The organism is Pseudomonas sp. BMS12, from assembly GCF_001592875.1.
Taxonomy (GTDB): domain Bacteria; phylum Pseudomonadota; class Gammaproteobacteria; order Pseudomonadales; family Pseudomonadaceae; genus Aquipseudomonas.
On sequence record NZ_LSOF01000012.1, the window covers coordinates 1 to 13,218 of the forward strand.

The following is a 13,218-nucleotide window of genomic DNA, read 5'->3' on the forward strand; positions in this document are numbered from 1 at the left end:
TGGCCCAGCAGCCGCGCCAGCTCGCTCGGCGGCAGCGGCGGCGCCTCGCGGCCATGGCGCCGGGCGGCCTCGGCGGCGAAGTGCTCGAACAGCAGGGGAATGTCCTCGCGCCGCTCACGCAGTGGCGGGATATGCAGCTCGGCGACGTTGAGGCGATACAGCAGGTCTTCGCGGAAGCGCCCGCCTCGCACCTCGTCGCGCAGGTCGGGCTTGGCCGCGCTGATCACCCGCAGGTCGACGGCGATACTCTTGTTTGAACCCAGGCGTTCCAGGCTGCGCTCCTGGATCACCCGCAGCAACTTGACCTGCTGCGCCAGCGGCATGCTCTCGATCTCGTCGAGAAACAACGAGCCGCCATCGGCATGCTCGATACGGCCGATACGTTTGGCCTGAGCGCCGGTAAAGGCACCGCTCTCGTGACCGAACAGCTCGCTCTCGAAGATGGTCTCGGGGATCGCCGCGCAGTTGAGGGCGACAAAGGGCTTGGCCGCACGCGAGCCGAACTGGTGCAGGCAGCGCGCCACCCGCTCCTTGCCGCTGCCGGTGTCGCCACGGATCAGCACGTTGACCGAAGTCTGCGCCAGCTCCAGCACCTGCCGGCGCAGGGTCTGCATGGCTGGCGACACGCCGAGCAATTCGGCCTCGATACGCCCGGTAGCGGCGACCTGGGCGCGCAGCTGGCGGTTCTCCATCACCAGGCGACGCTTGTCCAGGGCGCGGCGCAGGCTGTCCAGCAGGCGCTCGGGGGTGAAGGGCTTCTCGATGAAGTCATAGGCGCCCTGGCGCAGCGCCTGCACCGCCATGGGCACATCGCCGTGCCCGGTGACCATGATCACCGGCAGGTCACGGTCGCGTTGCAGCAGTGCTTCGAGCAGCTGCAGGCCGTCCTGACCGGGCATGCGCACGTCGCTGACCACCACGCCGGGAAAGTCCGCCTCGACCAGCGCCAGGGCCGCAGCCGCCGAATCGCAGGTGCGCACCTCGAGGCCGGACAGCTCCAGCCACTGCTGCACCGCCTCGCGGATCGCCGCCTCGTCATCGACAAAGATCACCTGGTCGCTCATGCCACCTCCCATTGCGCAGGGCCGCAGTGTAGCCCGGATGACCTAGGCCGCCGCCAGCTTCAGGCTGAAGATCGCCCCGGCCTCGCCATTGCGCGCGCTCAGGCTGCCGCCCAGCTCGTGGACGATGCCGTAGGACACCGCCAGCCCCAGGCCCAGGCCTTCGCCAACCGGCTTGGTGGTGAAGAACGGCTCGAACAGGTGCGGCAGATGTTCCTCGGCGATGCCAGCGCCGCTGTCCTCCACCTCCAGTCGCCAGGCCTCGCCCTCGCGGCGGATCCGCAGGTCGAGTTGCCGCTGCGAACACTCGGCCATGGCATCCAGCGCGTTGTGCAGCAGGTTGAGCAGCACCTGCTCCAGGCGGATGGCATCGCCCAGCACCCAGGCCGGCTCGATCTGCTGGCGAACGATCTCCACGCCCTCGGCACGTATGCGCGGCGCCAGCAGTTGCAGGGCCTGCTCCAGCACCTGGCCCATTTCCAGGCGCTCGCGCAGGCCGCCCGGGCTCTTGCGGGCGAAGGTCTTGAGGTGGCCGGTCAGCGCCGCCATGCGCTGCAGCAAGCCATCGATGCGCTGCAAACCGGCCCGCGCCGGCTCGATACGATCCTGCTCCAGCAGCAGGCGCAGGCTGCCGAGCTGCATCTGCATGGCGGTCAGCGGCTGGTTCAGTTCATGCGCCAGCGCCGCCGACATCTGCCCCAGCGCCGCCAGCTTGGCCGCCTGCACCAGTTCGTCCTGGGCCATGCGCAGCTCGGCCGTGCGCGCCTCGACCAGGCGCTCCAGCTCCTCGCGGCTGCGCTGTTGCAGGCGCCGGGTCTTGCGCCGCTGCAGCAGCCAGAGCAGCAGGAACACCGCGGTGGTCCACAGGCCGGCGGCGGCCAGGCGATAGCTGCGCACCACGCCGGCCACCGCGGCGGGCTCCACCAGCAGGTGCAGGGTCCAGCCCTCGTCGCGCAGCTCGCGGCGCTGCCAGAGGTAGTCGTGACGGCCGTCCGGGCCCTCGACCCGGCGCTGCTCGGCCTGCGCCGAGATCTGCCGCAGGGTCGTGCTGGGCAACGGCTGCAGGGTCTGCCGGGCGAACTTGCGCGCCTGCTCCAGCTCCAGGCGCTGCGCCTCGGCCAGCGGCCGCAGCTGGCGGAAACGCCAGGCCGGGCGGTTGCTGAGGATGACCACGCCATGCCGGTCGCTGACCAGCAGCACCTCGGCCTGGCCCACCCACTCGCGCTGCAGCTCCTCCAGCTCCAGCTTGACCACCAGCACGCCGAGCACCCGACCGGACGCATCCTTGACCGCATGGGAAAGGAAGTAGCCGGGCACCCCGGTAGTCACGCCCACGGCGAAGTAGCGCCCGGAATCCTCGCGCACGGCATCCTGGAAGTAGGGGCGGAAGGCGTAGTTGTTGCCGACGAAGCTGCTCCATTCACGCCAGTTGCTGGCGGCGATGGCCTCGCCCTTGGCATCCAGCAGGTAGAGCACGGCCGAACCGGCGGCGATATTCAATGACTCCAGCCGGTGGTTGATGGCCTGGCGCAGCAAGGGGTCCGTCGGCGCCTGCAGCAGGTCGCGAATATCGCCATCCTGGGCCAGCAAGGCCGGCACCGAGCGGAACCGCTCGACCAGGGTGTGCACGGACTGGGCGTAGAGTTCCAGCTGCGCGGCGGCCTCTTCGCTGCGCTGGCTCCAGGCCCGACGCTCGGCCAGCAGCCCGGTCAGCCAGACGCACAGCAGCAGGCCGGCGAGAATGGCCAGGGTCGAGACAACGCGAACGCGGGAGGGAAACAGGCTCATGCACGGCTCGCCGACAGCGGGGAGCCGGCATGGTAGCAAAGCGGGAGCAGGCTTAAGGGTAGAGGTCGGCCCGCGACCAGGGCAGTTCGTGGCTGCCGTCGGCGTGCGGCTTGCTGGCGAGGATCTGGTGCAGGTTGACCCAGCCACGGCGGAAGCCGTAGGCGCAGCCGGCCAGGTACAGTCGCCAGATGCGCAGCACGCGCTCCGACACCAGCTGCGCGGCCTGCTCCAGACGGGCCTCCAGATTGTTGCTCCACAGCTCCAGGGTACGCCCGTAATGCAGGCGCAGGCTCTCCACGTCGACCACTTCCAGCCCCGCCGCGCTGAGGTCGGCGACGATCCGCGTCAGGTGCGGCAGCTCGCCCTGGGGAAACACATAGCGCTCGATGAAATCGCCGGCGCCATGCCCGACCTGACGACCGTCGAGATGGCTCGAGGTGATGCCGTGATTCATCACCAGGCCGCCGGCGCGCAAGGCCCCGTGCAGCTGGCGGCAATACAGCGGCAGGTTGGCATGCCCGACATGCTCGAACATGCCGACGCTGACCACCTTATCGAAACAGCCGTCCTGCGGCAGGTCGTGATAGTCCTGCAGGCGCAGCTCGACCCGATCCCGCAACCCCTCGTCCGCCACGCGTTGCATCGCCAGGTGCAGCTGCTCGTGACTGAGGGTGATGCCATACACCTCGACGCCATATTCGCGGGCGGCAAAACGCGCCAGGCCGCCCCAGCCACAACCGACATCGAGCAGGCGCTCGCCGGGCTTGAGCCGCAGCTTGCGACACAGGTGATGCAGCTTGGCGTTCTGCGCCGCCTCCAGATCTTCGTCGCCATGGGGAAAGTAGGCACAGGAATAGATCATGCGGCTGTCCAGCCACAGAGCATAGAAGTCGTTGGACAGGTCGTAGTGGTAGCGAATGGCCTCGGCATCGCTGGCCTTGTCGTGCTGGCCGTACTGCACCGGCGGCAACTCCTCGCTGGCGAGCAGCACCTCGCTGAGCCGGTCGCCAAGCTGGATGACCTGCTGGATCGGCCCCTCCAGATCGATCCGTCCCTCGACATAGGCACTGCCCAGGGTACCCAGGCCGGCGCGGGACAGCTCGGCCAGCAGGGTCGGGTCCTTGATGATCAGGGTTACCTGCGGCTCGGCACCGAGATCGAGCTGCTGGCCATCCCACAGGCGCAGGCGCAGCGGCAGATCGATGTCACGCAACAGAGCGGGAAGCATGGCGAGCATATCCAGGCCCTCCGGTCGGGAGTCACAGCCTCTTTAGACCAGCCAACCCGGCATTTTTCTCAAAACCGCCCGGAGCAACCCATGACCGAGCGGTCGAACCTGAGCACTGCCGCACAGGGGAAATACCGACCGCCGTCACAGCCCTGAACATTCCCGGCCACTCAAATGTGAACCAGCGCTTATTTATATGTAAGTGAATTCCTACATATATTTGTGAACTTTCATTCATCTATAGAGGGACATTAAGCGCTAACTTTTATTTGGCGCCAAAATAGATAATGACCGTTCACGACAATGCCCTCGGTAAATCGTTCCGCTTGCCGAGCCCATCACACTTTTTGCCTTGTCGATCCCTGACGCCAGGTCTAGGATGCCCACCCCATAAGGACTTTGCGCAATTTGTTGCGCATAGAAAGCGCGCAAGAAGTTGCACACGTCACGTGAGCAGGTGCTGCCACTCATATATATGAGGCATCACCGTAAGTTGCTCCGAGCACACAAGAGTCAAGGAATGACTGCACTATCTCCACTGGCCGAGCATTATCTGCAACTTGCCAAGCTGCCTATTGAAGAAGGCAACTTCGGCGGTGCCGATATGCGTTATTCCAGCGAATACGAAGCCCTCGAAGGCGAGCTGGAAAAGGCCGGAGCCCTGCACCAGACCGAGGCCATCGACTGGCAGAAGATCCGCGATCTGAGCGAGGCGCTGCTGCGCCATCAGTCCAAGGATCTGCGCGCCGCCTGCTGGCTGGTCTGGAGCCTGCACCAGCGCGAGGGCCTGAATGGCCTGCAGGCCGGCTTGGGCCTGCTGCTGGAGCTGTGCCAACAGCACTGGGATGAGCTGCATCCACGCAAGGAGCGCACCCGCGCCGCTGCCCTCACCTGGCTCACCCCGCGTCTGGAAAAGGTGCTTGGCGAAGACATCCCCGTGGCCACCCAGCTGCCGCTGTTCCGCAGCCTGGCCGAGCTGTTGCGCGGTCTGGAAACATGCCTGGCCGAGCGTCTGGGTGAGGATGCACCACTGCTACTGCCGCTGTGCCGGCGCCTGGACGAACAGATCGCCCGCGCCGCCCAGGGCCAGAGCGAGCCGGGCGCGGTCGGTGCCGCCATCGCCCAGGTCAAGCAGGCCGCCGCCCAGGTCTTCAACCCGACCACCCCGCTGGACAACGAGCGCGACGCGCACAAGGCGCTGCGCGCCCTGCAGGACGGCGCCCGGCCACTGTGCACCTGGTGGCTGAAGCAGAAGGCCAGCGACCTGCGTGCCCTGCGCCTGGCGCGCACCCTGCTGTGGTTGCCGATCGACAGCCTGCCGGAGCGCAACGCCGAGCAGATCACCGCCCTGCGCGGCCTGCCGGCGGACAAGTTGGCCAACTTCGCCGAGCGCTTTGCCGCCGGGCAGTACGCCGACCTGCTGGTGGAGCTGGAAGTCAGCATCGCCCGCGCGCCGTTCTGGCTGGACGGCCAGCGCCTGGCCTGGGAATGCCTGCAGGAGCTGAACGCCGAGGCCGCCATATGCGAGGTGGAAATGCAGCTGGCGCTGTTCCTGCAGCGCGTACCAGGCCTGGAAGAATTGCGCTTTCACGATGGCGCGCCGTTCGCCGACGCCGAGACCCGCGCCTGGATCGGCGCCAGTGTCATGCCGCACCTGCAGGCGCCCAGCAGCGAACCCAGCGCGCCAACCGGTAGTGGCGAGTTGCCCGCCTGGGAGCTGGCCCTGCAGGAGGCCCTGCCACTGCTGCGCAAGGACGGCCTGAAACCCGCCGTACAGCAACTCAAGCGTGGTATGGCCCAGGCCCAGGGCGGCCGCGCACGCTTCTTCTGGCAACTGTCCCTGGCCCGCCTGTGCAGCGCGGCGAAGAAGCACGAACTGGCCAAGACCCAACTCGAATCCCTCGACCAAACGCTGCAGGCCTCCGGCCTCGGCGAGTGGGAACCCGATCTCGCCCTGGAAGTGCTGCGTCTGCTGCACAACTGCTACGAGCTGCTGCCGCAGAACCATGCGATCCGCGAGCGCAAGGAAGAGATCCACCGCAGGCTGTGCCACCTCGACCTCGAAGTGGTGCTGGATTGAGGCCACGAGGCCTCTGAACGTAAAGGAGAACAACCATGGCCAAAGAAGGCTCGGTAGCCCCCAAGGAACGCATCAACGTCACCTTCAAACCGGCGACAGGCAACGCTCAGGAAGAGATCGAACTGCCGCTGAAGCTGATGGTGCTGGGTGATTTCACCCAACGCGCCGACGAGCGCAAGATCGAGGATCGCAAGCCGATCAGCATCGACAAGAACAACTTCGACGAAGTGCTGGGCAAGCAGGAACTGAGCCTGACCTTCGCCGTACCCAACCGCCTGCAAGGCGAAGAAACCGACGACGAGCTGCCGGTCGAGCTGAAGATCAACTCGCTGAAGGACTTCAACCCGGCAGCCGTGGTCGAGCAGGTGCCGGAGCTGCAGAAGCTGATGGAACTGCGCGACGCCCTGGTCGCCCTGAAAGGCCCGCTGGGCAACGCCCCGGCATTCCGCAAGGCCATCGAAAGCGTCCTCTCCGACGACGACTCCCGCGACCGCGTGCTGGGTGAACTGGGCCTCGCCGCCCAAGCCCCGCAAGACGCCTGATTTCTCGACAAGGAAGCCCGAGCATGAGCACCAGTGCAGTAGTGGAAAGTACCCGGAATGTCGCCGACGCCGGCATTCTCGACCGCATCATCGCGGAAACCCGCCTGACCCCGGACGACGAGGCCTACGACATCGCCAAGCGCGGCGTGTCGGCCTTCATCGAAGAGCTGCTGAAGCCGCACAACCAGAACGAGCCGGTGAAGAAGGCCATGGTCGACCGCATGATCGCGGAGATCGACGCCAAGCTCAGCCGGCAGATGGACGAAATCCTGCACAACCCGGAGTTCCAGTCGCTGGAATCCTCCTGGCGCGGCCTGAAGCTGCTGGTCGATCGCACCGATTTCCGCGAGAACACCAAGATCGAGATTCTCAACGCCTCCAAGTCGGACCTGCTGGATGACTTCGAGGACAGCCCGGAAATCACCCAGTCCGGCCTGTACAAGCACATCTACACCGCCGAGTACGGCCAGTTCGGTGGCCAGCCGGTCGGCGCCATCGTCGCCAACTACTTCTTCGACCCCAGCTCGCCGGACATCAAGTGCATGCAACACGTGGCCGCCGTGGCCTGCATGTCGCACGCGCCCTTCATCGCCGCCGCCGGCCCGAAATTCTTCGGCCTGGAGAGCTTCACCGGCCTGCCCAACCTGAAGGACCTCAAGGATCACTTCGAAGGCCCGCAGTTCGCCAAGTGGCAGAGCTTCCGCGAGCGCGAAGACGCGCGCTACGTCGGCCTGACCCTGCCGCGCTTCCTGCTGCGCAACCCCTATGACCCGGAAGAGAACCCGGTGAAGACCTTCGTCTACAAGGAGAGCGTGTCGGCCAGCCACGAGCACTACCTGTGGGGCAACACCGCCTACACCTTCGCCTCCAAGCTGACCGACAGCTTCGCCAAGTTCCGCTGGTGCCCGAACATCATCGGCCCGCAGAGCGGTGGCGCGGTGGAGGATCTGCCGCTGCACCACTTCGAGAGCATGGGCGAGATCGAGACCAAGATCCCCACCGAGGTGCTGGTCTCCGACCGGCGCGAATATGAACTCGCGGAAGAAGGCTTTATCGCCCTGACCATGCGCAAGGGCAGCGACAACGCCGCATTCTTCTCTGCCAACTCCACGCAAAAGCCGAAGTTCTTCGGCATCAGCGAGGAAGGCAAGACCGCCGAACTGAACTACAAGCTCGGCACCCAGCTGCCCTACCTGTTCATCGTCAACCGCCTGGCGCACTACCTGAAAGTGCTGCAGCGCGAGCAGATCGGCGCCTGGAAAGAGCGCACCGACCTGGAGCTGGAACTGAACAAGTGGATTCGCCAGTTCGTCGCCGACCAGGAGAACCCCAGCTCCGAAGTCCGCAGCCGCCGTCCGCTGCGCGCCGCCCAGGTGATCGTCAGCGACGTGGAAGGCGAGCCGGGCTGGTACCGCGTCAGCCTCAACGTGCGCCCGCACTTCAAGTACATGGGTGCCGATTTCACCCTGTCGCTGGTCGGCAAGCTGGACAAGGAATAAGCACATGGCCTACGGCAGCCTGTTCGAGCGCCTCGGCGGCGACACCGCCAATCGCGCCCGCCTCGACCACGAGGTGGCCGTGATGGCCTCGGTGGCTGCCCATCTGGCCAAGATGCTCAGCACCCGGGCGGGCAGCGTGCAGACGCTGCCCGACTACGGGTTGCCCGATCTCAACGACATGCGCCTGTCGCTGCACGACGCGTTGCAGCAGGCACGCATGGCGATCGAACGCTTCATCGAACAATACGAGCCGCGCCTGAAACAGGTGCGGGTCATTTCCCTGCCGCGCGAGCACGACCCGCTCAGCCTCAACTTCGCCATCGAAGGGCTGCTGCAGGTCGAGGGCATCAAGCGTCAGGTCAGTTTTGCCGCGCAGCTGGATGGCAGCGGGCAAGTGAAGGTCAGGTAAGGGCCTGTTCAAAGGAGAGCATGGATGTCCGGTAAACCCGCCGCCCGCCTGGGCGACCCCACCGCTTGCCCGATCCCCGGTCACGGCACCAACCCGATCGCCGTCGGCTCGCCCAATGTGCTATTCGACAGCCTGCCGGCCGCCCGCCAGGGTGACCCATCTGCCTGCGGCGGCGCATTGAGCGGCAATGTGATCCCGACCGTGCTGATCAACGGCAAACCGGCGACCACCATCGGCACCGTGGGTAACCACGGCAATGTGGTGGTAGCAGGGTCGGGGACGGTGCTGATTGGGGTCAGTGGGGGTGGGGCAGCGTTTACAGCGCCTGCGCCGCTTGTGATGGCCGGCGTTTTTAATGAGCACTTCATGATTCGAGATGCGGTCAGTGGCGTTCCCGTTGCAGGTCGCGCATACCGTCTTGAGACTGAATCAGGGAAGGTCATTAACGGGGTCACAGATGAGAGCGGTAAGACTCAACTGATCGCCGCTAACAAGGCCGAAGGCGTCACATTGACGCTGGAACCACAAACAGCTCTCGTGATTGCTTAGGGGTCAGCATGTTTATCGCACCCATTCTTTCCAGGCTGTCTCCTGCTAGCGAAGCAGCTGGTAAAGAAGCTGCTGTAGAGACATTCAAGATCACTGATATCCCTCAAGCGATGGATACGCTCGGCTGGTCGGAAGGTGCGCGAGTGATGCGCAAGTGGTTCGACAATCCGGCGTATGAGTTGCCTATGGACGTAAAGCGCGGCAACGTCTCTCCCAGTAACCTAGCCCCGGCTCAATTGCTCACAGACATCCCTTTCGACTGGCTTTTCAGCAGCTCGACCAGAGTTCAAAGCCATGTCGAAGAATTGATCTCCACGCTAAGTAATGTCACTGAATTCAACGCCACAGTTGGTCGCCTTAAGTCGCCGTTTGATCAACTCTCCAGAGGACTGATGCTTCTGATGACTCGCTTGCAGCGCATCGGTCATCTCAACGAGAAGACTTATACCCTGCAGAATGCGTATGAGGATTTCAGCAACCTGTCCGCCATTCAACTGGAAGATACCTCCCAGTTCAATCTGATGCGCATCGGAGCTAGTACGTGGGAAAAGGCTACCGATGCCCTTGACGATGTCTACGGAGCGCTGGGTAGTTTCGCCATTAAAATTGCCGCCACTAAGATTAGAACCATCGCCAACGACCACGGTTTCCCTGCTATTGAGATTGAGGAAGTAGGCCTGTACGTCCGAGATACCTATGACTTCCTGAATACTGATGGGGATCAGCTTCTGGGTTATTGGAATAAACAAGGTGTCATCCGACCGGGTCCCATAGACTATTTTGCCGAACCGGACTTCATCGATAAATCCGATCTCCGATATTTTAAGGTTACTAACGATAGCTTCAATAACTATCGAAAGAGATGGAACAAAGGCGGCGACTTTCTTGTGTTTTCGACAGTCAAGCACTACCCAGTGTCTATTGTCGTGCACTTGAGCAATACCGACTTTGAAGAATTTAAAGCGCGTGCATCGAGTATCTGAGACCACCATGCCTAGCAGACTTCGATACAAAGTGATTTTTATTGTGACAGCTGTCTTGGTGCTGATGCCGTTAATCACTTGGCTGTACGTCAAGCTCAGCCTAAGCAGAAGCACCGAGCCATATGCAACTACATGGAGCACATCTCGCGCCTGCTATATCAACGCCTACATCCCAAAATTCTCTTCCCTTGGCGTACCCGGGAAGCTCGTCAAGCTCTTTAGCAGCGACGCATTTTTCCGTGTGTACCGCAAGGATGGAACTCTGCTTAAAAGCTCTGAATGGTTGCTATGGCAGAGTGAGTTTGCCGATAGTGAAAGTGAAAAATGGATTAACGGCAATGCGATCTATCCAACTAATGACGGTTATGCCGGCTGGACGCTGCGAGAGTGTGGTTAATCTCGACCATATAATGGATATGGTAGTTGGTCGCTGCCTGAGAAAATCGACTTCTTTCGGTGTAGTGAGAAATAAGTCGCAGTGTATTGATAGAGAGGTCAGTATATGCCAAGCACGAGTATTGCCGATTACCTAGCCACTGTTGCTGACAGCGATCTGTTTGGGCTATTGGCTATCTACTGCTTCGCGACCGCAATACTTGGACTCTTTAAAAAGGTACGCAATACCACACCATATCGACTCATGGCGCTTCTTGGGCTCTTGATTGTTCCGGCTCTGCATATTGCAGGTACTTATCTTCTTAACCAAGTACCTGCCTGATGATTATGTCACCTGAATCGAACACGCAGTTGGCGACCTATCCACGCAAGGTCTTCAGCGGTGAGCAAGCGTCTGCCGCGTACTACTGTGTTTTGATGATCTCGGTACGTGAGTTCGCTCTGCTTTGTGCGCTTATCGCAGAACGATTTTGTCAGGCAGTCAATGAGCCAGCACAGGTTGTTGATGTCGTGAATGGAAACGGAGAAGCACTGAAACTTTTTGCTCGTGAAGAGTTCAGCGGTTTGCTCATCGAGTTGACCACCAACTCGAAGGTCTTTCTTGAACAACTTGATACGACCTTCAAGGCACCTCCAGCGCCATGGTTTGCCTTTCCCGACATGGAGCCTATCGAGGCGATCATGAGCAAGCAGAGCAGCCTCGAGTATTGGTGGAACTGGGTCTGGAATCCCTTTTGGCAGCACGCCTCCGATGAGGTCCGCATGGCTTACCTGAAGCAACACGGGGCCAGTGATGAATGGATCGAGTATTTGGCTGAACCCGCCAATGGCTCTGACTGATCAAGGATAGATAGATGTCTTTCAACCACCACTACCAGAGCGAACTCTCCGCCCTGCGCCAACTGGGCAAGCGCTTTTCCGAGCGCAGCCCGGCGCTGGCGCCGTTTCTCGGCCAGGCCGGGCGCGACCCGGATGTGGAGCGCCTGCTGGAGGGATTCGCCTTTCTCACCGGGCGCCTGCGACAGAAGCTCGACGACGAGCTACCGGAGCTGACCCATTCGCTGATGCACCTGCTGTGGCCCAACTACATGCGCCCGCTGCCGGCCTTCAGCATGCTGCAGTTCGACCCGCTCAAGCGCCCCGGCCCGGCCCTGCAGGTGCCACGCCACACGCCGGTGGAGGCCAAGGCCATCGAAGGTGTGACCTGCCGCTTCCGCACCGCCTACGCGACTGAAGTGCTGCCGTTGGCGCTGAACGGCCTGGACTATTCGGTGAAGGGTGATGGCGCGCTGCTCAGCCTGCGCCTGGCCATGAGCGCCGACGGTCACCTCGGCGAGGTCGGCCTCAAGCAGCTGCGCCTGCACCTGGCCGGTGAGCGCTATATCGCCCAGCTGCTCTATCTCGGCCTGCTGCGTCATCTCGGGGGCATCCAGCTGGTGTTGCTGGACGACGCCGGCCAGGCGCTGACGGACGACTACGGCCTGCCGCTACCGACCATCAGCCTGGCGGCCAATCAGGTCGAGGCGGTCGGCTTCAGCGAAGAACAGGCGCTGATCCCCTACCCGCACAACACCTTCCGCGGCTATCGCCACCTGCAGGAATACTTCGCCTTCCAGGACAAGTTCCTGTTCGTCGACCTCAAGGGCCTGGACGCCATCGGCCGCCAGCCCGCCGAGGTGCTGGAGCGCGCCCGCGGCCTGGAGCTGCGCTTCGACATCCGCAAGACCGGCCTGCAGCGCATCCGCCCGACTCAGGACAACGTGCGCCTGTACTGCACCCCGGTGGTCAACCTGTTCGCCCACGACGCCATCCCGATCCGCCTGGACGGCAAGCAGGACCAGTACCTGCTGCTGCCCGCCGAGTACCAGCCGCAGCACTGCGGGGTGTTCTCGGTGGATCGGGTGACGGGCTGGAAGCCAGGCGGCATGGGCTACGAGGAGTACGTGCCGTTCGAGTCCTTCGAGCACGACACCAGCTTCGACCAGCCGCGCGCACGACCGCACTACAGCGTGCGCCAGCAGTCCTCGCTGCTCGGCGACGGCCTGGAGACCTGGCTGAGCTTCGGCGCGCGCAACGGCGAGCCCCAGGAAACCCTGTCCATCGAGCTGACCTGCACCAACCAGAGCCTGGCCCGGCAGCTCAAGCCGGGCGATATCTGCCTGCCCAGCGAGGACACCCCGGAGTTCCTCACCTTCCGCAATATCGGCGCAGTCACCCCGAGCTACGCGCCACCGCTGCACCGCGACTACCTGTGGAAGCTGATCTCCAACATGTCGCTGAACTACCTGTCGCTGGCCGACGTCGAGGCGCTCAAGGTCATCCTCGAAACCTACGACCTGCCGCGCCATTACGACCAGCACGCGCTCAAGGTCAGCCAGCGCATGCTCGGCGGCCTGAAGAAGATCGCCCACCAGCACGTCGACCGCCTGCATCGCGGTCTGCCGATTCGCGGCGTGCGCACCGAATTGACCATGGACCAGGACGGTTACCTGGGTGAAGGGGACCTGTTCCTGTTCGCCTCGGTACTCAATGAATTCTTCGCCCTCTACGCCAGCCTCAACAGCTACCACGAGCTGCGCGTACAGAGCACACAGGGAGAGGTGTACCAATGGACGCCGCGTATGGGGCAACAGCCCCTGCTCTAAGAGCCGCCGCAAAGGCTAGCGAGCTAGAGCCAGGCAAG

Annotated in this window: 12 protein-coding genes; 9 read left to right on the forward strand and 3 right to left on the reverse strand. The window is 63.0% G+C overall.

The genetic code is table 11. The features are described from left to right. The 3 genes from AYB31_RS11280 to cfaB all read right to left on the reverse strand — a co-directional run. A partial coding sequence (locus AYB31_RS11280) for a sigma-54-dependent transcriptional regulator (RefSeq protein WP_068828679.1) occupies positions 1 to 1,064 on the reverse strand: 1,064 nt, incomplete at its 3' end. Between the two features lie 42 nt (positions 1,065 to 1,106). Next, positions 1,107 to 2,849, reverse strand: coding sequence for a sensor histidine kinase (locus tag AYB31_RS11285; protein ID WP_068828681.1), 1,743 nt, complete (start codon positions 2,847 to 2,849; stop codon positions 1,107 to 1,109). Positions 2,850 to 2,901: 52 nt separating this feature from the next. Next, on the reverse strand, positions 2,902 to 4,086 hold the full coding sequence (cfaB, locus tag AYB31_RS11290) for a C17 cyclopropane fatty acid synthase CfaB (RefSeq protein ID WP_068828683.1): 1,185 nt from the start codon (positions 4,084 to 4,086) through the stop codon (positions 2,902 to 2,904). Positions 4,087 to 4,597: 511 nt separating this feature from the next. Here cfaB and tssA point away from each other — a divergent pair. The 9 genes from tssA (at position 4,598) to tssF (ending at position 13,180) form a co-directional block, all read left to right on the forward strand. Beyond that, a complete protein-coding gene (tssA, locus tag AYB31_RS11295) occupies positions 4,598 to 6,157 on the forward strand; it encodes a type VI secretion system protein TssA (RefSeq protein WP_068828685.1) in 1,560 nt (519 codons plus the stop codon). Between the two features lie 35 nt (positions 6,158 to 6,192). Further along, positions 6,193 to 6,699 (forward strand): type VI secretion system contractile sheath small subunit, encoded by a 507-nt coding sequence (gene tssB, locus AYB31_RS11300; protein ID WP_068828688.1) that lies wholly within the window; start codon positions 6,193 to 6,195, stop codon positions 6,697 to 6,699. Between the two features lie 23 nt (positions 6,700 to 6,722). Continuing rightward, positions 6,723 to 8,198, forward strand: coding sequence for a type VI secretion system contractile sheath large subunit (tssC, locus tag AYB31_RS11305; protein ID WP_068828691.1), 1,476 nt, complete (start codon positions 6,723 to 6,725; stop codon positions 8,196 to 8,198). A gap of 4 nt (positions 8,199 to 8,202) precedes the next feature. Beyond that, the gene (gene tssE / locus AYB31_RS11310; RefSeq protein WP_068828693.1) at positions 8,203 to 8,607 is read left to right on the forward strand and encodes a type VI secretion system baseplate subunit TssE; all 405 of its coding nucleotides are present in this window, start codon (positions 8,203 to 8,205) and stop codon (positions 8,605 to 8,607) included. 24 nt (positions 8,608 to 8,631) lie between these two features. Then, positions 8,632 to 9,156, forward strand: coding sequence for a PAAR domain-containing protein (locus tag AYB31_RS11315; protein WP_068828695.1), 525 nt, complete (start codon positions 8,632 to 8,634; stop codon positions 9,154 to 9,156). Between the two features lie 8 nt (positions 9,157 to 9,164). Then, a complete protein-coding gene (locus tag AYB31_RS11320) occupies positions 9,165 to 10,139 on the forward strand; it encodes a DUF6402 family protein (protein ID WP_068828697.1) in 975 nt (324 codons plus the stop codon). Positions 10,140 to 10,146: 7 nt separating this feature from the next. Next, on the forward strand, positions 10,147 to 10,536 hold the full coding sequence (locus AYB31_RS21495; protein WP_153020703.1) for a hypothetical protein: 390 nt from the start codon (positions 10,147 to 10,149) through the stop codon (positions 10,534 to 10,536). A 320-nt stretch (positions 10,537 to 10,856) separates the two neighbouring features. Continuing rightward, positions 10,857 to 11,375 (forward strand): hypothetical protein, encoded by a 519-nt coding sequence (locus AYB31_RS11325; RefSeq protein ID WP_068828699.1) that lies wholly within the window; start codon positions 10,857 to 10,859, stop codon positions 11,373 to 11,375. A gap of 14 nt (positions 11,376 to 11,389) precedes the next feature. Then, positions 11,390 to 13,180 (forward strand): type VI secretion system baseplate subunit TssF, encoded by a 1,791-nt coding sequence (tssF, locus tag AYB31_RS11330; protein WP_068828701.1) that lies wholly within the window; start codon positions 11,390 to 11,392, stop codon positions 13,178 to 13,180. The last annotated feature ends 38 nt before the right edge of the window (positions 13,181 to 13,218 follow it).